At 35.4% G+C, this 21,585-nt stretch carries 18 protein-coding genes and 1 pseudogene; 8 read left to right on the forward strand and 11 right to left on the reverse strand.

Going from position 1 to position 21,585, the window contains the following annotated elements; translation table 11 throughout:
* Nucleotides 1–119: 119 nt before the first annotated feature.
* A complete protein-coding gene (locus tag HX005_RS10415; RefSeq protein WP_502872732.1) occupies nt 120–1,367 on the forward strand; it encodes a tetratricopeptide repeat protein in 1,248 nt (415 codons plus the stop codon).
* Nucleotides 1,368–1,369: 2 nt separating this feature from the next.
* Nucleotides 1,370–2,500 (forward strand): non-hydrolyzing UDP-N-acetylglucosamine 2-epimerase, encoded by a 1,131-nt coding sequence (gene wecB / locus HX005_RS10420; protein WP_286377305.1) that lies wholly within the window; start codon nt 1,370–1,372, stop codon nt 2,498–2,500.
* Between the two features lie 2 nt (nt 2,501–2,502).
* On the opposite strand, the gene HX005_RS10425 is transcribed toward wecB, so the two are convergent.
* Genes HX005_RS10425 through HX005_RS10445 form a run of 5 tightly spaced genes read right to left on the reverse strand, consistent with a single transcriptional unit; the run spans nt 2,503 to nt 8,089 of the window.
* Nucleotides 2,503–3,291 (reverse strand): alpha-amylase family protein, encoded by a 789-nt coding sequence (locus tag HX005_RS10425; protein WP_286377306.1) that lies wholly within the window; start codon nt 3,289–3,291, stop codon nt 2,503–2,505.
* Nucleotides 3,292–3,343: 52 nt separating this feature from the next.
* The gene (locus tag HX005_RS10430; protein ID WP_107008578.1) at nt 3,344–5,197 is read right to left on the reverse strand and encodes a hypothetical protein; all 1,854 of its coding nucleotides are present in this window, start codon (nt 5,195–5,197) and stop codon (nt 3,344–3,346) included.
* Nucleotides 5,194–6,447, reverse strand: coding sequence for a glycosyltransferase family 2 protein (locus HX005_RS10435; protein WP_107008577.1), 1,254 nt, complete (start codon nt 6,445–6,447; stop codon nt 5,194–5,196). Before HX005_RS10435 ends, HX005_RS10430 begins: the two co-directional genes overlap by 4 nt.
* Complete coding sequence (locus HX005_RS10440) at nt 6,434–7,339, reverse strand: hypothetical protein (protein WP_286377307.1); 906 nt, start codon at nt 7,337–7,339, stop codon at nt 6,434–6,436. Before HX005_RS10440 ends, HX005_RS10435 begins: the two co-directional genes overlap by 14 nt.
* Nucleotides 7,340–8,089: a hypothetical protein gene (locus HX005_RS10445; RefSeq protein WP_286377308.1), complete on the reverse strand. Its 750-nt coding sequence runs from the start codon at nt 8,087–8,089 to the stop codon at nt 7,340–7,342.
* A 534-nt stretch (nt 8,090–8,623) separates the two neighbouring features.
* Here HX005_RS10445 and HX005_RS10450 point away from each other — a divergent pair.
* Nucleotides 8,624–9,595, forward strand: a complete 972-nt coding sequence (locus tag HX005_RS10450) for a formylglycine-generating enzyme family protein (protein WP_286377309.1) — start codon at nt 8,624–8,626, stop codon at nt 9,593–9,595.
* 289 nt (nt 9,596–9,884) lie between these two features.
* On the opposite strand, the gene HX005_RS10455 is transcribed toward HX005_RS10450, so the two are convergent.
* From HX005_RS10455 to fahA, 4 genes are all read right to left on the reverse strand, one after another.
* Nucleotides 9,885–10,265 carry a DUF805 domain-containing protein gene (locus HX005_RS10455; RefSeq protein ID WP_286377310.1) on the reverse strand — a complete coding sequence of 127 codons (381 nt, stop codon included), beginning with the start codon at nt 10,263–10,265 and terminating at the stop codon, nt 9,885–9,887.
* A 276-nt stretch (nt 10,266–10,541) separates the two neighbouring features.
* Nucleotides 10,542–11,102 (reverse strand): VOC family protein, encoded by a 561-nt coding sequence (locus HX005_RS10460; RefSeq protein ID WP_107008572.1) that lies wholly within the window; start codon nt 11,100–11,102, stop codon nt 10,542–10,544.
* A gap of 19 nt (nt 11,103–11,121) precedes the next feature.
* Nucleotides 11,122–11,772 carry a maleylacetoacetate isomerase gene (maiA, locus tag HX005_RS10465; protein ID WP_286377311.1) on the reverse strand — a complete coding sequence of 217 codons (651 nt, stop codon included), beginning with the start codon at nt 11,770–11,772 and terminating at the stop codon, nt 11,122–11,124.
* 12 nt (nt 11,773–11,784) lie between these two features.
* Complete coding sequence (fahA, locus tag HX005_RS10470; RefSeq protein WP_286377312.1) at nt 11,785–13,068, reverse strand: fumarylacetoacetase; 1,284 nt, start codon at nt 13,066–13,068, stop codon at nt 11,785–11,787.
* Between the two features lie 384 nt (nt 13,069–13,452).
* On the opposite strand from fahA, the gene HX005_RS10475 reads away from it, so the two are divergent.
* The 4 genes and pseudogenes from HX005_RS10475 to HX005_RS10490 all read left to right on the forward strand — a co-directional run bounded on the left by HX005_RS10475 (nt 13,453) and on the right by HX005_RS10490 (nt 17,538).
* Nucleotides 13,453–14,232, forward strand: coding sequence for an IclR family transcriptional regulator (locus HX005_RS10475; RefSeq protein WP_286377313.1), 780 nt, complete (start codon nt 13,453–13,455; stop codon nt 14,230–14,232).
* 107 nt (nt 14,233–14,339) lie between these two features.
* A pseudogene (locus tag HX005_RS10480) lies at nt 14,340–15,395 on the forward strand (MFS transporter); the annotation flags it as partial.
* Between the two features lie 251 nt (nt 15,396–15,646).
* Complete coding sequence (locus tag HX005_RS10485) at nt 15,647–17,356, forward strand: FAD-dependent monooxygenase (RefSeq protein ID WP_286377315.1); 1,710 nt, start codon at nt 15,647–15,649, stop codon at nt 17,354–17,356.
* Complete coding sequence (locus tag HX005_RS10490) at nt 17,353–17,538, forward strand: hypothetical protein (RefSeq protein WP_286377316.1); 186 nt, start codon at nt 17,353–17,355, stop codon at nt 17,536–17,538. The genes HX005_RS10485 and HX005_RS10490 overlap by 4 nt, the downstream gene beginning before the upstream one ends.
* 153 nt (nt 17,539–17,691) lie before the next feature.
* On the opposite strand, the gene HX005_RS10495 is transcribed toward HX005_RS10490, so the two are convergent.
* Nucleotides 17,692–19,149: a SulP family inorganic anion transporter gene (locus HX005_RS10495; RefSeq protein ID WP_286377317.1), complete on the reverse strand. Its 1,458-nt coding sequence runs from the start codon at nt 19,147–19,149 to the stop codon at nt 17,692–17,694.
* Between the two features lie 538 nt (nt 19,150–19,687).
* On the opposite strand from HX005_RS10495, the gene HX005_RS10500 reads away from it, so the two are divergent.
* Nucleotides 19,688–20,599 (forward strand): SDR family NAD(P)-dependent oxidoreductase, encoded by a 912-nt coding sequence (locus HX005_RS10500; RefSeq protein ID WP_286377318.1) that lies wholly within the window; start codon nt 19,688–19,690, stop codon nt 20,597–20,599.
* A 187-nt stretch (nt 20,600–20,786) separates the two neighbouring features.
* On the opposite strand, the gene HX005_RS10505 is transcribed toward HX005_RS10500, so the two are convergent.
* Nucleotides 20,787–21,585: hypothetical protein (locus tag HX005_RS10505; protein ID WP_286377319.1), on the reverse strand; the 799-nt coding region annotated here is incomplete at its 5' end.

Here is a 21,585-nt window from a genome sequence, read left to right on the forward strand (position 1 = left end):
TTCAAAGTGACATGTAAAATTATTTTAATTTTTGAAAAAAAATGTTGTATTGATTAAAAATTGATTAATTTTTATTAAAAAAATCATATACTCATATGAGTTTCCATTGGAAGTTTGAAATGAAAAACTCCTTTAAATTATTGATACCTTGTATGGCATTTGTAGGTTGTACGGTGTCTAGTTTTACTTTTTTAAATACGCAAGTCTATGCAGCAGATTTGGTTGGGGACTATAAACCAGGTAATCCTATTTATGATCGTTGGGATCATTTTTATAAGATAGAACAAACAGATTCTAAGCAAGCTGAAGAAATTCTCAATGAGCTGAGCCAATTAACACCACAAGATATTAAAGTCTGGAAAAGTTTAACTTATTTACAAATCAGAGAGCAAAAGCCTGAGCAAGCTTTGTTCAGTGTGACACGTGCAACACAGTTAGCGCCTGAAGATGAACAGTTGCAGTTACAACGAGCTTATTTATTAAATCAATTACAACGTAATGATGAAGCATTACCTATATTTAAAAAGCTAACCCATTCAAAGCAAATGGATATTGCTGATAAGGCAAATCAGGCGGTAAATAATTTAAGTGGTGGAACTGCAGTAAAATCAACATTTAAAGATATTTATTTTGCCCCTTCTTATGAATCACGCTTCGATGATGGGATTTTTCCTTTAAAAATACGGTATGGTAAAAATTATGATCAAGGGCGCGCGCAGCTTTATGGTTTTTTAAGTTTTAATCGAGATACACAATCTACAGGTTTGAATAACAGCAATAGTGCCGAAACTAAAATTTTTGATGAAAATGCCGTCGTTGCGGGATTCGGTGTAAATTATCAACCTTGGCAAACTGTTCCTATGCGTTTCTATGCAGAAGTGGGCGGAAGTTATGATTTGATTGATCGACCTGAGAATAACAATCCCCAAAAAACACGTTCAAAATTTAGAGAAAGTATTACTGCTGGTGCAGCAGCGTATCAAGAGTGGTATGCCAATCCTAATCTTGAACAACGGCATATTTTCAATGATTATTTTACAGATTTTTATGGCAATGTCGCGACCTATTCTAGAGAAGACTATAACGTCATCGCTGACTTAAGATTACGTTCAGGTTTTAATTTGTATCGTGGAGAGGTGGGCACAGTACAAGCCTATGCCAAATTACATACATTAGCCGATAGTGAAGGTGAAAGTTATAACAATCTGTTTGAAGTTGGTCCAGGAATAGCTTGGCAACCTTTTAATTATCTTCCTGTGAAATTACGTTTAGAACGTCTGTATGGATATTATCTGAAAGACGACAACAATGGACAAGATCACTACAACAATACACGTGTGGAAATGGTGCTTTATAAGGATTTTTAAACATGTCAAAAAAATTGATTTCGATTGTCTTTGGTACACGTCCTGAACTGATTAAACTTGCGCCAGTGATTTTATTGGCTCAGCGTGATCCGCGTTTTGAGGTTGAGGTGATCTTTACAGGACAACATGATGAATTGGTTCGAGATGCAATCACGTTTTTTCAGATTAAAATTGATCAACGTTTGCACATGATGCATGCAGGGCAGACTTTAAATCAATTATTGGGGCATGGTTTAACTCAACTTGAAGATGTTTTTAATGATGGCAAAAAACGAGATGCAGTGATCATACAAGGGGATACCACCACTGTACTTGCTGCGGGTTTAGTGGCTTTTTCCATGAAAATCCCAGTTGCACATGTAGAGGCAGGGCTGCGTTCTTATGATTTGGATCATCCATTTCCAGAAGAGGGCAATCGCCAAATCGTTTCAAGAATAACAACATGGCACTTTGCCCCGACTGAACTTTCTAAAAATAACCTTTTAAATGAAAATATTGCTACTGAAAAAATTACGGTAACTGGAAATACTGTAGTCGATGCTGTTCACCTTGGAAGAAAGCTGATACAACAAGATCCGAGTCATCAGGATTTACTTAAACAACAAAACATTATTCTTGATGAACAAGATCAGGTGGTTTTAATTACAGCACATCGTCGGGAAAACTTTGGTGAAGGTATTCAACATATTTGTGATGCGGTTGAAAAACTCATTACGCAGCATCCATTTTTACATTTTGTTTGGCCAGTTCATCTGAATCCAGCAGTACATGATGTGGTACAGCAACGTTTTGCAGAACATCGACAAGTCCATTTGGTTAAACCATTAGATTATCCTAGTTTATTGGCAGTAATTGAGCGTTCAATATTTATTATGACAGATTCAGGTGGATTACAAGAAGAAAGTCCGTCTTTTCATAAACCTGTGCTCATTTTACGTGATACGACTGAACGACCTGAAGTTCTGCATGTTGGAGCAGGGGTATTGGTTGGAACCAATACAGCACTGATCATAGAACACGCTGAAAAACTACTGACAGATCCAAATTATTATACTGCGATGGCGCAGGCTAAAAATCCTTTTGGGGATGGGCAAGCTGCGCAAAGAATTTTAGATACAATTGCAGAAGAATAATATTATGAATAATGCAGCTTGTACCAAAGCTGTACGGTATAAACTGTCCAACGATTTAAATAATGTGGACCATCAAATAGGTAGACCGTTTTGCCTTCATAAGCTTTGAGTTGTTGAATAATTTCCCAAGGATATGCCGCTCTAAATCCACCTTGTGCTTTAGGGCGAAAAGCCTCTAATACAATTGCTGTTCGTGATGATCCTAAATTTTTTTCAAGGTTTTCATAGACTTTTAAAGCTTGTGTCGGTGATCGAGTACCTACACCCACACCATCTTGAAAAAACACTTTATCTTTTTCAGGTAACCAACTTTTGACCCAGTGATCATAACGCACAGGTTCGACCTCGGCACTATAAATACTGACCCAAACTGAACGAGGTAATTGTTTTAAGGCTTCACCAAGTTTATAAACATCTGACCAACTCGGATCGGCTTCAATAGGAAAATAATAAGCATCAACAGGTAAGTTTTTCTGCATAATGATTTGTGCTTGTTGATAATGCAAAGCGATATTTTTACGGGCTTCGGTTTCGTTATATTCACCAGATAAACCTAAAATAATATGCTTTGCCCAAGCTTGTTTCTTTAAACTTGCTAATGTTGTAGTTTTCTCCCATTGAGGAGTATCAAGTTCTTGCATCCATGTTTGAGCATCGACAATCGACCATTGCGGTATAAATGTAGTTGCACCTAAACGTTGCCAACTTCCTTGAGGTGGTGTGGTTTTTAAGTCAGGTTGCCAAAATACACCTACAATATGTGCAGGTGTATGATTTGGTTGTTGAAACATAACGCAACCCATAAGCATTAAAAATAATGTCAAAAAAGATAAGTAATATATCTTAATTGTTTTTCGTTTTTGCATTTTTTCTCTGCTTAAACCACCAAACTATCATGACTATGATCATGAGAGAAATAATGCCAACAATCAATATAAATAAGGAGGATTGCTGTACTAAAGGTGCTTTTGGTGTTCCAATAATCAATTTTTCTAATACATAGAAGTTGCCATTTTCAGCAACAAATAAAGATGTAATATTATTAGGAATACTCGGCTGTAATTTAGACCATGTGCGCATAAACGTTTGTGCACCTTCGGTCGAGTCTGCAATCACTTCATATTGATCATTATGATAATTTACAATATAGCCACGACTCGAAGTTGGCTGATAAATCAAGTCTGGATGCATGGCAAGAATTTGATCATATTTTTTCTTATTCACTAAAATATTTACTGCACGTTTTTCAGTAGCTTCTAGATCTACAATTTTTAAAGGAATTGGACCTGCGCCTAGGAGCATTTTCTTTGCAGTCTGCATGGAAATAATCGCCATACCAAGACTACCATCATGATGATCAATCGCAATACTTGGATGGGTTGCCAGTGCCATAGACAGTGCAGCTACACCATTCTTTAAACGATGAGGCAGTGTCAAAGTTGATTTTTTGGTGTCAATCCAAATAGAGCCATTTGCCGATGGAAGACATTGGTTATTGGTGATAATTGAACTTTCTATTCTAAAGTCATAATTTGTTAAATTTGAAACGTTTTTAGCAAAAAAGTTAAATTGGTGGTCAACGGGGTCTGAACCCAGCTCTGCCAATTTCATACTTCCTGCTAAGCCTTCATCAATCCATGTGGTGATATTTGAACCAGGCAATAAGCCACTTTGTATTCTGAGCGCAAGTTGTCCTTGTAAAATGTCTGTTGGATCCCACACAGCAGGAAAATTTAAAAATAGCGATTTATTCGCTTGCCCTAAACGGAAGTCTGCAATACCGAGATCTGCTAAGTTGTTGAACTGTCGAAACTCTGCCCATTTTGGAGAAGCTAACGATAAAGGCAGTGATGCATCTGCTGTGTCGATCTGGCGAATATAATCAGGATTTGTCAGACCATTAATTGCTGCTTCTAATTCTTTCGCTTCGTGATAACGAATGGTTAAAGTGGGAATTTTTTGTTCATTATCGTCACCAATATGTGCTTGTGCACCACCAATAAGCGGTGTATCTACAGGCTCAATTTTGAGGGCAAAACTTGGGGCTTCTGTGACACCTAAAGGAAGTTTTCGTTCATACCATTCTACAGGGGTAACTGAATTCACTGTTGTTGCTAGACGCGCCAACATGGCTGCTTCAAGTGGATTATTGGAATTGTATTGCAATAAACCAATAAAAGGAGTGGGGCGTACCAATTGAGGGTTGGCTAAAGCATCAGGTAAATCCTTGATTTTATAAATAGGGCGATAACGATCATAATCAAGTTTTGAATTGGTTAAATAGGTTACTCGATCAACATCTTCCTGACAAAAATTTGTTCGATTGGAGTCCTGTTTAATAGCTGGTGCATATTGCTGTAAGATAAAATCTAAACGATGAAAGCCTGTATTACTGTCTGGAATTGGAAATGAAACTTGTCCTTTACCATTCAGCGTGGTGTTATAGATCAGCTTGTCATCATATTTAATGACCAATGTTGTATAGTATTCGGCTGAATAATCTCCAGAAAATTTGACATTTTGCCATTGCGAACCTTTACCTACATAAAAATAATGTGATTCAACTGTATATTTGGTTGAGGTATTAATATCATCCAGTTGCCACGTAATGGCAAAACTTGTTGGTGCGATCAATACACTAGCGCAAGTCAATGCAGTGAGTAATGAGTGTTTTAAGGTATTGAATGTAATATTCATTTTTTCTTCTCCTGACTGCGTTCTGTTTTGTACCATTGTAAAGAATTACCCTGAATTTTATTTTTCAGCATCTCGTAAGCCGCTTTGGCAACGATAAAAAGAAAAATTTGCGAATAGCTAATATAAGAAAGAACGGAATAACCATATAATTTTGTAGGTGCTTTTTCCAAAGAAAGGGTAAACCACATTTGTGCGACATAAAGCAGAAAAGAGAGTGCCCATAAAAAGGTGAATGGACCTGGAACACTGACACCAGCAATACCTAATAACCCTATAATGAGCGTGATATGACTCCAGATTAATGCAGGCACAAACATGATATAGCACATGATATTGTTAAAAATTTCGATACCAATTGGAAAAGGAGTCCGAATTGCAACAGGTAAATACTTCTGAGTGACGTAAAAGTTACCTTGTGTCCAGCGTGAACGTTGCTTAATAAAAACACTCAGTGAAGGTGGGTCTTGTTGCCAACCGATTGCATAAGGTACCCATTTAATTCTTTTTTTTCCGAGAAAAATTCGGAAACTCATTTCTGTATCATCGACGAGAGATTTTTCATCAAAGCCCCCAAGTGTTTCGAGTACATCACGCCAAATCACATAGTTGGTTCCCATTAAGGTAGAAAGTTCAAAACTTTGCCAGCGTCCACCTTGGAAAATCCATTGGAAAAAAATAAATTCGATCGCAATAAAACGTGTCAAAGGGCTATCATCCCAATTTCGCGTTCTCACTTTACCATTGACTGCGACCAATTTTTTGTCTGCAAGCAAAGTCTGAGCTAAAAGTCTGACACAGTTAGGCTCAGGTGTACTATCGGCATCGTAAACCACGATTAATTCACCTTTTGCATGAGGTAAACCATTATTTAATGTACGTGATTTTCCTTTGCCGCCCATGCCTTTAGGAACATTCACGATTTTAATGCACGGATATTGTTGAGCCAAGCGCTCAGCGATTTCTAAAGTATTGTCTTTAGAACCATCATTAATGAGTAAAACCTCATAAGCATGAGCAGGATAGTCTTGCTTCGCAATAGCATGTAAAGTTTCTTCAATGACCACAGCTTCGTTATACGCAGGAATGAGTACACTTAAAAATGGCCATTCTTCAGGAACAGGAAGATGATTTAATTCCTGTTCTGCTGTTTTGGAATATTTCCAAGCTTGATAACTCAACCATGCCCAAAAGGTTTGTGGTATCCATATCCCGAGAAATCCAAATAGAAATAAAATATCAATCGGCGCCATGAGATCTCACTTTTCTAAAAATTGAAACAATGAAAATGAGCAGTAAAATGCCACCTAAAAGTAAGGAAATCCAAGAAATTGAACTGCCAAAAAATCGTAGTACATCGGGATAAGTACGTGGCAAAATAAAATCGAGAGGGATCACAACAGTACTTAAAACAATAAATAAATAACCAAAAGCATTGGTTTGAATTTGCTCAGGTGTACTGAGGTAATCAATGTCATTAAAAGTCCATGCAATTCCAAGCTTTGGATAACGAATATTATCTAAGCTGATTGAGGTTGAAGGGTTAACAATTACTTGATAGCCATTTCCTTGTTCTGTGTTCTGTTGAGCATGATAAAAATAATGTGATCTATCTAGAATTTCGCGTGTGGGTAAGGGTAAGGTATTGTTATTTTGATTTTGAACAATATAAGTACCTGCAGGTTGTAGATTTAAATTATTGTCCCAACCTGTGGTGGTAAAAGCACCTAAAGGGCGTAAGCCAATCGCAGTAGAAAACGTTGCTTTAGAAGCAAAATAATGCGGCTGTCTTGATTCATAAAGTGCAAGAGGAATAGCACCTTCGCTCACTGCTTTTTTAGCTTTGTAATAATTACGGATGTTAAAATATTCATTGGGCAAAATCAGCCCAGGTTTAATGCCATGCTGAATGATGCGTTTATAACTGGCACTGCCAATTTGATCAATGGTAAAGACAGGCCACCATTGTCGAATATTTGGAAAATAGGCTGAAATAGGATATTGAGGAGCAAGAGGCGGTGTATCTTCTTGAGCTAATACTTGAATATCACAATAGTAGTATTGTTGATAAAACTGTATAAGTGTTATATCAGGTATCGTTTGAGTAGAAAGAATCAGACCACATACATTGAGTAGGACAGACATTTAGCGCTCTCCTGATATCATTTGATTGACTGAGGAGCTGTGAATAATCTCTTGTTTGATGTTGAGACGAAGTGTTGCGATATCTTTTAAATTTTGAATAAAACTTGGATATTCCTGTTGTTTGGAATCGCGGATTACTATGCTATAAATTTCACTTAATTCTTGATTGATAAAATGAAAAGAAATTTCATTAGAAGGACAATTTAACTTTTCAATAATTTGATTTTGTGTGTTTTTCCAGACATCAGCACCAAGCATATCTTCAATAAGACTGTGATTGGTAATGAGGATTTGAAAGATTTCATATTGTGGAATCAATGCTTTTTCAAGCATTTTATTCAGTTCAGTTTTGACATTGTCTAGGGCTGACAAAGGTAAAACATCGTATTGAATTTTTTGTTGATAAACTTCAACTGAATGGAAATTATCTGAACTGCTTTGTAAGTTATGACGGATCGCACTCAGTAAGACAGGTGTAATTGGAATAATAAACAGTAATAATAATTGGCGTTCAATATAGGTTTGGTTTGCTAAGTCTAAAAGAAAGTATACAGCCACAGCAACAAAGGTGACCAAACCGAGAATGAGTGCCCATCCTACAGTTAAGAAACTCCCTGCAATTAATAGCAAGAAAATAAAGATCCAACTGCCTCGAAAAGATGCAGGTAACCATTCATAAGCAATAATTGCTATGAAAATATGTGCCGTGAGAATCCACGACATGGTGGTTTGCACTGTACGTGTTTTCATTACGATTAATATCAATGCTCAAATATTCGTTATTGGTTATTTTTTAACGTAAAATAGAAGAAATAACCACCGCAAATTTGTTGAAATTTCATAATTTATAGCAACAATTTTTTATAACTTTATGATTTATGAATGCAGATGATCAATATACTTTTATTTTAGATATTTGAAGTTTGAAAAATTGTTAGGATAACTTTATACATTTTTGTACAAATTTTTGATTAAAAGAAAAATTGAATTCCAAAGCGGTCGGTTTTTTCTACTAAGATTAAAAATTAGTCTATAAATAATATAAATTAATGCATGTGTTGTGTCACTGAGTTGTTATTATGTTTAAAATAAAGATAGAAAAATCAATTTTTTATAAAAAATAAGAGTTGGTCTGAATTTTGAAAAAATGAGATAAATAATTTAAAAAAATATCGTTAAACTGAAAAAATATGTTTAGATTAAGGGCTTTATTGCTGAATACATATGTGTTCAAGCAATAAAGCGATTAAACGATTGATATGAACGGAAAAGAGATCAAGGACGATGAATTTTTTTAAATACCTAACATTACCTGTAGTATTTTTACTAATAACAGCTTGTAGTGAAAAAACGACTTCAATCTCTAAAGAAGTTAAGTTAGGTGGAAAAACCCAATGCCAACAGTATTCTGGATTACCTCAAAACTGGATGAAAAAACCTGAAGCAGGTATGGTAAAAATTACAGGGGGTACTTTCCAAATTGGAAATAATGAAAGTTATCCCGAAGAACGTGCATTGTACCAAAGTGAGCGGACTGTTACAGATTTCTGGATGGATGAAACCGAAGTCACCAACGCGCAGTTTGAAAGCTTTGTTAAAGCAACAGGCTATATCACTGAAGCTGAAAAACAAGGTGAAGCTGCTGTATTTATACCACCACAAGGACAAGTCAAAGAGTTAGCTTGGTGGTCTTTGGTTAAAGGTGCATCTTGGAAAAAGCCTTGGGGAGAAAATGCAAGTCGTCAAATTTTACCCAATGAACCTGTTCGAATGATTACGCTGAAAGATGCGATTGCTTATACAGATTGGTTGGGACATGATCTTCCTACAGAAGAACAGTGGGAATATGCAGCCAAAGGTTTTACAAAAGCGCGAGATGTGAGTGCCGATCTGGAACATATCAATGCCAATGTATGGCAAGGTGAGTTTCCTTATCAAAATGACAATAAAGATGGTTTTACGGATGTTGCACCAGTGGGTTGCTTTGCTGCCAATGGTTTTGGCTTATATGACATGATTGGAAATGTTTGGGAATATACCAATAGTCCATTTTCAGGCACACATGATGATCATATGGGGGTACAACAGTTAAAGTCACATCAAGCTTCAACATTTAATCAATATACAATTAAAGGAGGATCATTTTTATGTGCATCCAATTATTGTATGCGTTATCGTGCTTCTGCACGACATTCACAAGAAGCTGACTTAGGGATTAGTCATGTTGGTTTTAGAACAGTGAAAAAAATTAAATAGTTAAAACAATTTATTGTATAAATTGTATGAATGAGATAATAAATTAAATGATATGTATTCATGGAATTATTATTTCATTCGGTTAACTTCTCGTTGAGTCAATGGCTCCACGTGAAACAAGAGGAGGGCATTTACTTTACCATCTGATGCTTTGCATTATCGTTTTAGCTCAATATAGATGTAACAAAAAAGCGTGATTAAAAAACTCAGTCTAAACTGTGGAAATATCGATTTTTACTATAGTTTGACAGATTAGACTGAGTTATTTTTAAATCATAAGATGACCAAATTATTTAGCAGGTTGTCCCCATTTATTCGTTTCAGGTGATGTATTACTCGCAAGCCAGTAGAGCACAATAAGCCCAATCAAAGGAATACAACTCAGTAATAATAACCATCCTGTACGTCCAATATCATGCATACGTCGTACCCCTACTGCAACAGCAGGAATAAATAAACCAAGTGCAGTAATGGTATAAAAGATAAAAGGTTTTTTGAAAATTACAGCATCTAAAATGCCTGCAATAATCAAGAGAATGAATTGTATAAGAACAAAGAACCAATATTCTTTACGACGTGCGCGACCTGAAAAATTGGCATAATTTTTTAGACATTTAATAAACCAATCTAAAGGATTATATTGGCTTTCGGGTTTGTTCAAATTTGACATTATTTTTCTCACTTTTTTCATATGATTTTTTAAATATATTAATTTTTATATATTGCAAAAAAGCAAAATATAAGGCTATCTATTGTAATAAAATTTTTATTCATTTTTTAAGATTGATTTAATAATAATTATTGTGTTTATGTAATCGTAGATTCAAAATATCAGGATCATCATCATAAAAAAGTGAAGTGATCAAAATTTTTAATCAAAGTTAAAGTAAGAGCTTGTCTTACTTTAACTAGGTTTTGGTATTTTATTTTTCAGTTCATCATAAGTTTAAGCATCAGTTTTTTGCGCTAACTCATCGGCATGTAAAAAATGAGTATGGTGAGGCGCACGTTTGGTTTTTGACCATTGCTCTAGCATTTCATGCTTCATTTCTTCTGTAATCATGGCAATTTTAGCAGGTGCTTTTTCATCATCATAAGCGAGTTCTAAACGATGCCCATTAGGATCAAAAAAGTAAATAGAATGAAAAATACCATGATTAGTGATACCCAATACATCTATACCATTATTTTCTAAATGTGCTTTGGCTTCAATTAATGCTGCACGGTCTTTCACTTTGAGCGCAATATGTTGAACCCATTTAGGCGTATTTTCATCACGTCCCATTTCAGGTTGTGTAGGTAATTCAAAAAATGCCAAGACATTGCCATGACCTGCATCTAAAAAAAGATGCATATATGGATCAAAAGCTTTTGTTGACGGTACATAATCTTCAGCAAATGCCAAAATAAAGTCCATATTTAGATTTTTTTTATACCATTCTACGGTTTCTTTGGCATCTTTACAGCGATAAGCAACATGATGAATCTTTTCGACTTGAATGGTCATAAATAATATCCTTATAAAATTATACTGCATCAGCCTGTTGTTCAGGTGCAGCATTTTGAAATGCAATAAGTGTGTTGCAATGTTGATAAATCGATTGAATTTTTGGATAAGCTGATAAATCAATATTGAAACGTAATGCGTTATATACTTGTGGAATGAGGCAACAATCGGCAAAAGTTGGCAATTCACCAAAACAAAATTGTCCATTTGAGTGTTGTAATTGCTTTTCTAAGCTCGAAAAACCAATATCCACCCAATGTCTATACCACTGCATTTTTTGCTCATCTGAAATTTCATATTGATGTTTTAAAAATTGCAAGACGCGTAAGTTATTCAGTGGATGAATATCACAAGCAATGCTTTGACTAAAAGCACGAATCAAAGCGCGTTGTTGTAAATCTTGGGGAAGTAATGGAATATCTGTAAACTTTTCTTCTAAATACTCCAAAATACTGAGCGATTGGGTCAAGATGAAACTGCATTCATTTTCATTTTCAACCCAAGTCGGAACCAATTGACTTGAGTTAAGTTGACGATACGCTGCACTGTGTTGTTCTCCTCCATTTTTAACTAAATGGATTGAAAGTAAGTCTGCATTTAAACCTTTTAAATTTAAAGCAATACGTACACGATAAGCTGCTGAACTTCGAAAATATCCATACAGTTTCATATTGATATTCTCTTATGATGCAAAGTTAAAGCTAAGCGCAGGTAATACTTTTCCTGATACTTCCCCAAAACCGATACGTAAATTTTCTTTTTGACAATATCCTTTCATGATCAATGTATCGCCATCTTGTAGAAAACTGCGCTGTTCGCCATTAGACAAAGTCAGAGGTTGAGTTGCATTCCAAGTGATTTCTAATAATGAACCATAGGAGTGAGGTGTTGGACCAGAAATAGTGCCTGAACCCATCAAGTCTCCTACTTGGACATTACAACCAGCGATCGTGTGATGGGTCAATTGCTGTGCCATAGACCAATACATATATTTAAAATTGGTTTGACTAATGACATCTGCAACTTCAGCATGTTGTGCTTTTAACTCAACAGATAAATGAATATCGTAACTGTTGCTACTATGATCTTCACGTAAATAGTTCAACGGTTGTGGTTCTTGTTTTGGCGAATGCGTTTTAAAGGGTTCAAGCGCTTCTAAAGTCACAATCCAAGGTGAAATAGATGAAGCAAAAGTTTTGGCATTAAATGGACCTAAAGGTACATATTCCCATTGTTGTAAGTCACGTGCAGACCAATCATTAAATAGAACCATACCGAAAATATGATCCCATGCATTTTCAATTGAAATAGGTGTGCCTAATGGGTTGGATTGACCAATAATAAAACCTGTTTCAAGTTCAAAATCAAGCTTACGACAAGCAGAGAATATTGGACGTTCTTCTGTAGGGAGTTTAATTTGACCTGAAGGACGAACAATATCAGTTCCACTAACAACAACCGAACTGGCACGACCATTATAGCCCACAGGTAGTTCTGACCAATTTGCCAATAAGGCATTTTTAGGATCACGGAACATAGAGCCTACATTGGTGGCATGTTCTTTAGAGGAATAAAAATCGGTATAACCTGTCACTTGAACAGGTAAGTGCATATAGACATTGGTTTGTTTAAAAAATACTTGATCACGTAATGTCTGATGATCACGTAGCGTTGCATGGTCAGCAGACAATAAAGTTTGTAATTCAGTACGAATATTAGACCAATGCGATTTACCTGTAGCAATAAATTTATTCAGTGTAGGCTGATTAAAAAATTGTTCACCCGCTTTAATTTTTAAAAAACCATGTGCTTCTAATACTGATAAATCAACGACCCATTCACCTAATGCAACGCCCACACGGCGTTCACCATCCTGCGTTTGGCTAAATATGCCATAAGGCAAATTTTGAATGGGAAAATCTGAGTCCTTTGCGACGTCAATAAATGATTTTAATTGCTTAGTCATTTGCATGTCCTTGTCTAAAAATGAAGTAATCCACTTGATGTACGCTTACTTTTGAGTATTAAAAACGCATTTATTTATCAAGCTACTGAGTGAAATTGCATGATTTAAAAATAAAAATTTTTTAAATCATGGTTTTAAATTCGATTCGTATTTTTTTGATCAAATGCTTCAGGAGTCTTGATTTTTGCGATTAATCCTATCATACTCATTTTCATAAATTACGCAATACATAATTAAATTACGTTATTCGTAATTTTATAATATTGAGATGCTGAATATAGGAGTTGCTTTAACGTTAATCATGATAATTTCTTGTGTTTTATCACTTTGAAATCAGCAGGCTTCAAGTAGAATGCTGATCATTAAAGTGGGAGTAAAAGACAAATGTCTGAAGAAAAAGCACAAGGTGGAGTGCAATCCTTAGAAGTTGGGTTGGTGGTACTTGATGCATTAATTGCACAGCGTATGCCTATGATGCTCAAAGAGCTTGCAGAAATATTGTCAATGCATCCTGCAAAAGTTCATCGTTATGTTGTGAGTTTGGTTCGTATGGGCTATGCCAAACAACTCGATGACGGACGATATGCACTTGGCGATCAAGCTTGGCGTTTGGGACTGAGTTGTATTCAGAGAACAGACATTATTCAGGCTGCGCAACCGATGATTTATGAGCTACATCGTAAAATTGAGTGTGGTTTGCAGATTAGTAAATGGACACCGCAAGGACCCTTGATTGTGCAATGGATTGAGCCAAATCAGCCCGTTTCTGTCATTACACGAGTTGGTTCAATGATGCCATTATTAAATTCTGCAACTGGTCGTACCTATGCTGCATTTATGGCGGAGGGCATTGTTAAACCATTGCTAGAAAAAGAATGGCAAGAAAAACAGTCACAGAAACAGGAAGTTTATCCTCGTAATTGGATTGAGTTTCAAAAAATGAAACAGAACATTATCAGTTTAGGTGCTGCGACTGTTTCGGGCGATATGTTGGTAGGTATAAATGCGATTTGTGTCCCAATTTTTAATATTCACAATGAAATTGAATTTTGTATCGCGGCTTTAGGTAGTGAAGCACAATTACCTATCGATTTTGAACATGAAAAAATTAAGGCTTTAAAAGGAACAGCAGAAGCTTTAACAAAATATATTACTCAAGGATAAAGGAGCGAGATGTGCTTTCTCCTTGAGTTTAAAGTTTAGAAACTAGGGAAAGCACAATGAAGGAATCGACAAAAATTTTTTATGGCTGGTGGATTGTAATTGCTTTAATGGCAGTTTCTGGTTCAGCATTAGCATTGACGATTACAACATTTAATATTTATTTAAATGCTTTCACCAAAGAAGTGGGTTTGAGTGCAACACAATTTGCTTTGTGTTCAACCATTATTAATATCACTGTGATGTTATTTTCACCAAAAGTTGGAAAAATTTTACAGCAACATACAAAAAAAGCTTTATTGATTTTTTTAACAGGATTTTGTCTCAGTTATGCGGCATTTTCCATGGTTACACATGTGGTTGCTTTATATGTTGTAGCAGCTTTATTTGGCTTTTTTTCTACAGGTTTAACTTTTATTCCACCGAATATTCTTGTAAATCGTTGGTTTATTGAGAAAAAAGGTCTAGCAATGAGTATTGCACTTTCTGGAAGTGCATTCTTTGGGATGTTGTTAAGTAAATATATTACTTATTGTATTCAGTATTTTGGTTTTACTTTTGCTTATCAAACTGTCGCTGCCATGATGTTTGTAGGTGGTGTTTTACTGATTAGTATATTGATTAAAGACTCTCCAGAAAGCATGGGCTTAAAGGCATTAGGTGCTGATTTGACTCATTCAAAGCTTGAAGTTTCATCTAAGTCAAAACTAACTTTGGTTGATATAGACCCTAAGGTATTGAAGAAAAAGCCCTTCTTCTGGTCTATGTTGGCTGCACAATTTTTAGTGGGTTTTGTTGGTGGTGGAATCGTACTTCAACTTCCTGTGTATTTACAAAATACTTTTGGTATGCAACAAGCTGCCAGTTTTTTGGTGATTAGTTTAGGCATTATGATTTTTGCCAAAATTATTTTAGGTTGGTTATATGACAAATTTGGTTGTTTAGTCACGACGAGTGCTGTTGCCGTATCTGTACTTTTAACCTGTATCCCTTTCATGTTCACGACTTCATCTCAAATGTGGGGACTTGGTTTAATGGGGGTAATGTTTTGGGGAGTCGGTAATTGTATTGGTACCGTTACTCCTGCTGTGATTGCCTCTAAAACCTATGGACCCAATCATTACGGGGAAGTTTATGGGATTTGTTTACGCTTTCAAACTTTAGGTATAGCCCTTGGAGTTCCAGCTATTTCCATGATTGCAACAGCAACACATTCATTTACTTTCGTTTGGATCATTTGTTCGATATTTACTGTGCTTTTATTTGGTTTATATGCTTATGGTCTGCATGGTAGTCAAAAATATCGTACACCAATTTATAAAACATCTTATTTATCTATGACAGGTAATGCGAACACAATCGCAATAGCATCAGAAGCAAAATCTTAATTTATTATTTATATGACAAGGAGTCTAATATGCATTTTCCAACGACTACACCAAGACAGTCTCTTTATTATGATTATCAAGTTTATCCACACTTTCATTCTACTCAAGATATTGTAACAGAAGAAAAAACGGTTACTGTGGTAGGTGCTGGACCGATTGGTATGACAACAGCATTACTACTTGCAAAGCAAGGAATCAAGGTAATATTGCTGTCTTCCGAATTACAATTATCAGAAGGTAGTCGAGCACTTGTTTATACCAAACGCTCAATGGAAATTTTACAGAATACTGGGGCAGCAAAGCGTATTATGAGTCGTGCTTTGCCGTGGACACATGGTAATTCGATCTATAAGGGTCAAGTTGCATTCCGTATGGAATCGCCTGTTAGTGAGCACGATCAATTTGCGCCACTCAATAATTTACAGCAGAATTGGTTGGAAAATTACTTATTAGAAACCATCCAAGAACAACCCAACATTGAACTACGTTGGGGAAATAAAGTCGTTGATCATCAACAAGATGAAAATATAGTAACGCTGACGATCCATACACCAGAAGGTGAATATCAACATAGCACACAATGGCTTATTGCTGCAGATGGAGGACGTTCACCGATTCGGGAGCGTATGAAATTGCGAATGCAAGGTGCGAGTTATGAAGGGCGTTTTGTCATTGCAGATATTCGTATCCATTTGGATTATCCAACGGAACGCTTAGCCTTTTTCTCTCCAGATTGGAATCCTGGAAATACTATTCTTATGCATCGTGAGCCAGATCATATTTGGCGTTTCGATTATCAGTTAGATCCAATGATTACACCAGAAGAAGCTTTGAAAGCAGAAAATTTACATAAAGCGGTCAATGACCAGTTAAAAATGATTGGAATGGATCATTTAGAATGGGAAATGGACTGGAGTACAGTATATTCTGCACGTGCTTTAACCCTAGACCATTATGTTCATAATCGTATTATGTTTGTTGGAGATGCCGCACATTTATTACCGATTTTTGGTGTACGTGGAGCCAATACAGGCTTTCAAGATGCTCAAGATTTATCGTGGAAATTAGCAGCAGTTGTTCAAGGCTGGGCACCAGAAAAACTACTAGAAAGCTATTCTTTTGATCGTATCAGTGCTGTACGTGAAATTATTGCCGAGGCAGGAAAGTCAACTCGTTTCATGGCACCACCGACAGAGGGCTTCCGCTTACTTCGTAATGCAGTTTTATCGTTATCACTTGAACATGAATTTGTACGTCCTCTATATCATTGGCGTACTTCTCGTCCACATGCATATAGTCATTCGCTATTGAATAGCCAATTTGATGATAATACAAAAATGAATGAATTGATGGAAAATGGTGCATTGATTCCAAATATAAAATTTGATGATGGTTCATTCTTATATGATCATTTGTCTGCACAATTTTCTGTTGTAACTTTCACACAAAATGGACAACTAAACATAGATTTAGTCAATGAGGTAAATCGCTTAAAAGAACACGGTATTCCAATACAAATCATTGCCTTAATGTTGGATGATGTCTATGTAAAAGGTGTAGATCATTGTCTGAGTATTACAGCAGATATTTTAACTGAACGATTATTTTCTGATATCAATACGATTTATTTGGTTCGCCCTGATCATCATATTAATGGTCGTTGGTTAGAGTATCGTAAACAGGCAATCACTGAAACATTTAATCAATATACTTTATTTACACAAGGAGCGGTGGCATGAGTACAATTTCAATTCAGGATTTAGAAAAAGTATATGATCATTTAGCTGAAAGTATTGATGCAATCCCAGCGGAGAAGAGAGAGCTATTTTTAGTTAAATTGGCTTTATTAAGTGCGAATCAAATTCAAGATGGTACTACTTTTTTACAGTTAATTAATCAAGCAAAAATTTTTGAAAGTTAACTTAATATGTCTACCTTTATATGATGTTAAAAAAATAGGTTTTTAATATCAAGTAGAATGAACCCCTGTGTTTTTAGGGGTTCTTATTTTTACGATGAATGACAGAAAAATAAATACAATTGAGTTGATCTGAAGGATTTTTGCTGTTTATTTTTAAACTTTGATAGAAGAAACACTATATTGATTCATCATTTGAATACTAGCCGTATTTAAACCTCTCACTGCGATAGATTTTCCATTTTTCTGGAATTTATTGATGACTGAATCTAACATAGCAACAGAGCTCACATCCCAAATATGTGCATGAGTCAAATCAATAATAATATTTTGGCTATGATCTTTAAAATCAAAAGCGTGTAAAATGCTTTCAGTAGAACCAAAAAATATTTGACCATATAGGGTATAAAGTCGGTTGTTGCCTTCCAAGGTTGATTCAATGCGAACTTGATTTTTTAATTTATTTGCAAAAAACAAAGCGGATAAAAGCACACCTGTGAATACACCCAATGCTAGATTATGAGTTAGAACGACCACCATGACAGTTGTAATCATCACGATATTACTACTCATTGGATTGGTTCTAAATGTTTTAATCGAGTTCCAGTCAAATGTGCTGATTGAGACCATAATCATCACAGCCACTAATGCTGCCATAGGAATAACTTTCAGCCAATCACTGATAAAAACAACTAAAATTAAAAGAAATATACCTGCTGAGAAAGTTGATAAACGTGTGAGTCCACCTGATTTTACATTAATCATAGATTGACCGATCATTGCACAACCTGCCATTCCACCCATAAAGCCAGAGGCAATATTGGCAATACCTTGTCCTTTACACTCTTGAAATTTATTACTAGAAGTATCCGTCATTTCATCCACAATTGTTGCTGTCATCATAGACTCAAGTAAACCCACAGCAGCCAGTGCCACTGAGTAGGGTAAGATAATCATCAGTGTTTCAAAATTAAATGGAATATTCGGGACTAAAAATATAGGTAATGTATCGGGTAGTGCCCCCATATCTCCGACAGTACGAACATCAATTCCAAACATCAGCGCAATAGCAGTGACCACAAGAATACAAATAAGTGGAGAAGGAAATAATTTTCCAATCTTGGGAATATATGGAAATAAGTAAATAATCACTAAACCCAGTGCAAGCAAAGCATAAACATGCCAATGTACATGAATAAGTTCAGGCATTTGTGCCATAAAAATTAAAATTGCTAAGGCATTCACAAAGCCAATGACCACAGATTTAGAAACAAAGCGCATGACTTTAGCCAGTTTTAAATAACCAGCTAAAATTTGAATCATGCCTGTTAAAATTGTTGCAGCAAATAAATAGTCTAAACCATGTTCTTTAACTAAAGTGATCATGAGTAATGCCATTGCCCCTGTTGCAGCCGAAATCATGGCAGGGCGACCACCTACAAATGAAATAACCACAGCGATACAGAAAGAAGCATATAAACCAATTTTAGGGTCTACACCTGCAATAATTGAAAATGCGATTGCTTCAGGAATAAGGGCAAGCCCAACAACAAGACCTGCAAGCAAGTCTGCACGGATGTTAGAGAACCATTGTTCTCGGACATTAGAAAACATAAGACAGCCTAATTTGGGGAATTTTAATAGACTAGTGATGTGATATAAAAAGACGAGTGTATACACCACATCACTAGATTGTGATGAGTTCTTTACGATTTAAAAGTAAAAAAACTTAAGGTGGCGTAATCGTCATAAAAGAAATGAATTGAATGAAATTTCATGCATAAGAATAACATTGAATCATGATGTGATCTATGTAAAAAATGAGATAAAAAAATCAAAATACCATCAATCTATGTGTATATCAGGGTGTGGTAATAAAAAGTAATGGGGAGTCATTTGTGTTACAAGATGATGATTAATTTATATTTAATCTGTAATTATCTTTAGATATATACATGAACATTACATCAATAACATAACTCATATAATAAAAATGATAAGAGAAATTTATTCAATTATTACAGGTGTCATGATGGAAGTAAATGTGTAATATGCTATAGAAAATGAATATATGACAGCTTAAATGAAGGTTTTAGACCACTAAAGCCGCTGCATTTTAAAGACAATAATTTTGATAAATAAGGGATGAATCATGACAGTCAATCTAACAAATCGGGTCGCAATTGTCACTGGAGCAGGTGCAGGTTTAGGGCGTGAACATGCATTATTATTGGCACGGTTAGGTGCAAAAGTTGTTGTTAATGACTTAGGAAGTGATGTACATGGTCATGGCGGTTCAAATTCTCCTGCACAAAAAGTAGTAGATGAAATTATTGCAGCAGGTGGTGAGGCGATTGCAAGCAGTGCATCTGTCACAGATGTTGAACAGGTTCAAGTGATGATTGACGATACTATGGCACGCTGGGGACGAATTGATATTTTAGTCAATAATGCTGGATTTTTGCGCGATAAAACTTTTGCAAAAATGTCACTTGAAGACTTTCGCTCTGTGATTGATGTACATTTAATGGGGGCGGTAAATTGTACTAAAGCTGTTTGGGATATTATGCGTGACCAGAAATATGGTCGTATTGTCATGACAACTTCATCTTCTGGCTTATATGGTAATTTTGGACAGTCAAATTACGGCGCTGCAAAAATGGCATTGGTTGGGCTAATGCAGACTCTGGGTTTAGAAGGTGAAAAATATAATATTCGTGTGAATTGTATTGCACCTACTGCTGCAACTCGAATGTTAGAAGGCTTATTACCAGAAGCTTCTCTCAAAGCACTTGAACCCCGTGCAGTAAGTCCTGCAATCGCAGTTTTAGTTGCTGAAGATGCACCAACAAAAATGATACTTTGCGCTGGTGCAGGAAGCTTTGAAGTTGCACACATTAGCATTACTCAAGGTATTTATTTAGGCGTAGGTGAGGATACTACGCATATTTTATCTGTGCGTTTAGATGAAATTTCTGACCGCACGAATGATATTGTACCAATGCAAGGATCAGCGCAAGGTGATTTAGAGCTACATAAAGCAGGTTTAAGCGTAGAACCATAAGAAAAATCTATTTATGTAAATGCTTTAATTTTTATTATTAATAAATTTTATTGATATTTTAATATTAAAAATCCAAATAAATGTGAAATAAAAAACCGAGCTAATTATATAGCTCGGTTTTTTTAAATATAAATCCAAATTTATTTAAAATGATATAATTAAAAATAAAATGATATCGTATTTCAAATTAAACTAGATGCAAGTTGTTATCTAGTAAGTTGTCTGGATTAATTGGTTGAGAAATAATATAAAGTTGATCTTTCACAGGTGCAACAGTTGGTGCAGCCTGCTCAGTACCTTCTACTCCAGTTAAACTGCTGAGTAGATTATCAATATCATTCTCTTTAATTTCTTGCTCACTTTGGATCTGAATTTCCTCAATAATACGCTCAGCAGAGATAGATTGAAGTGTATTTGTCACCGCATTAAGCGCAGAGTCAATAGATGGCGTGATCATACTATTTAACATATCAAGCGTTGAATCTACAGAAATATTATCTTGGATAAGATCATTACTGTTAGAAATAGTATCTGTAATTAAACCAGTCGTTTGATCTAAAAGATCATATACGATTTGATCAATTGCATCAGTTGCTAGAATATCAGTATTTAGAGTGTCAACTAAATTCGTTACCAGATCAAGAGGTAATAAGCCATTTGTTAAACCACCAACCAAACCTGAAACTAAATCAAGTGGTAATGAGCCATTTAATACACCATTTACTAAATTTGTTACCAGATCAAGTGATAATAAATCGTTGTTTAAACCACTAATTAAGTCTGTAACGAGGTCTAGAGATAATGAGTTATTTAATACACCATCTACAAGATTAGTAACAAGGTCTAGAGATAATGAGTTATTTAATACACCATCTACAAGATTAGTAACAAGGTCTAGAGATAATGAACTATTTAATACGCCATCTACAAGATTAGTAACGAGGTCTAGAGATAATGAATTATTTAATACGCCATCTACAAGATTA

The sequence above is a fragment of the Acinetobacter sp. R933-2 genome, from assembly GCF_030325485.1.
Classification (GTDB): domain Bacteria; phylum Pseudomonadota; class Gammaproteobacteria; order Pseudomonadales; family Moraxellaceae; genus Acinetobacter; species Acinetobacter sichuanensis.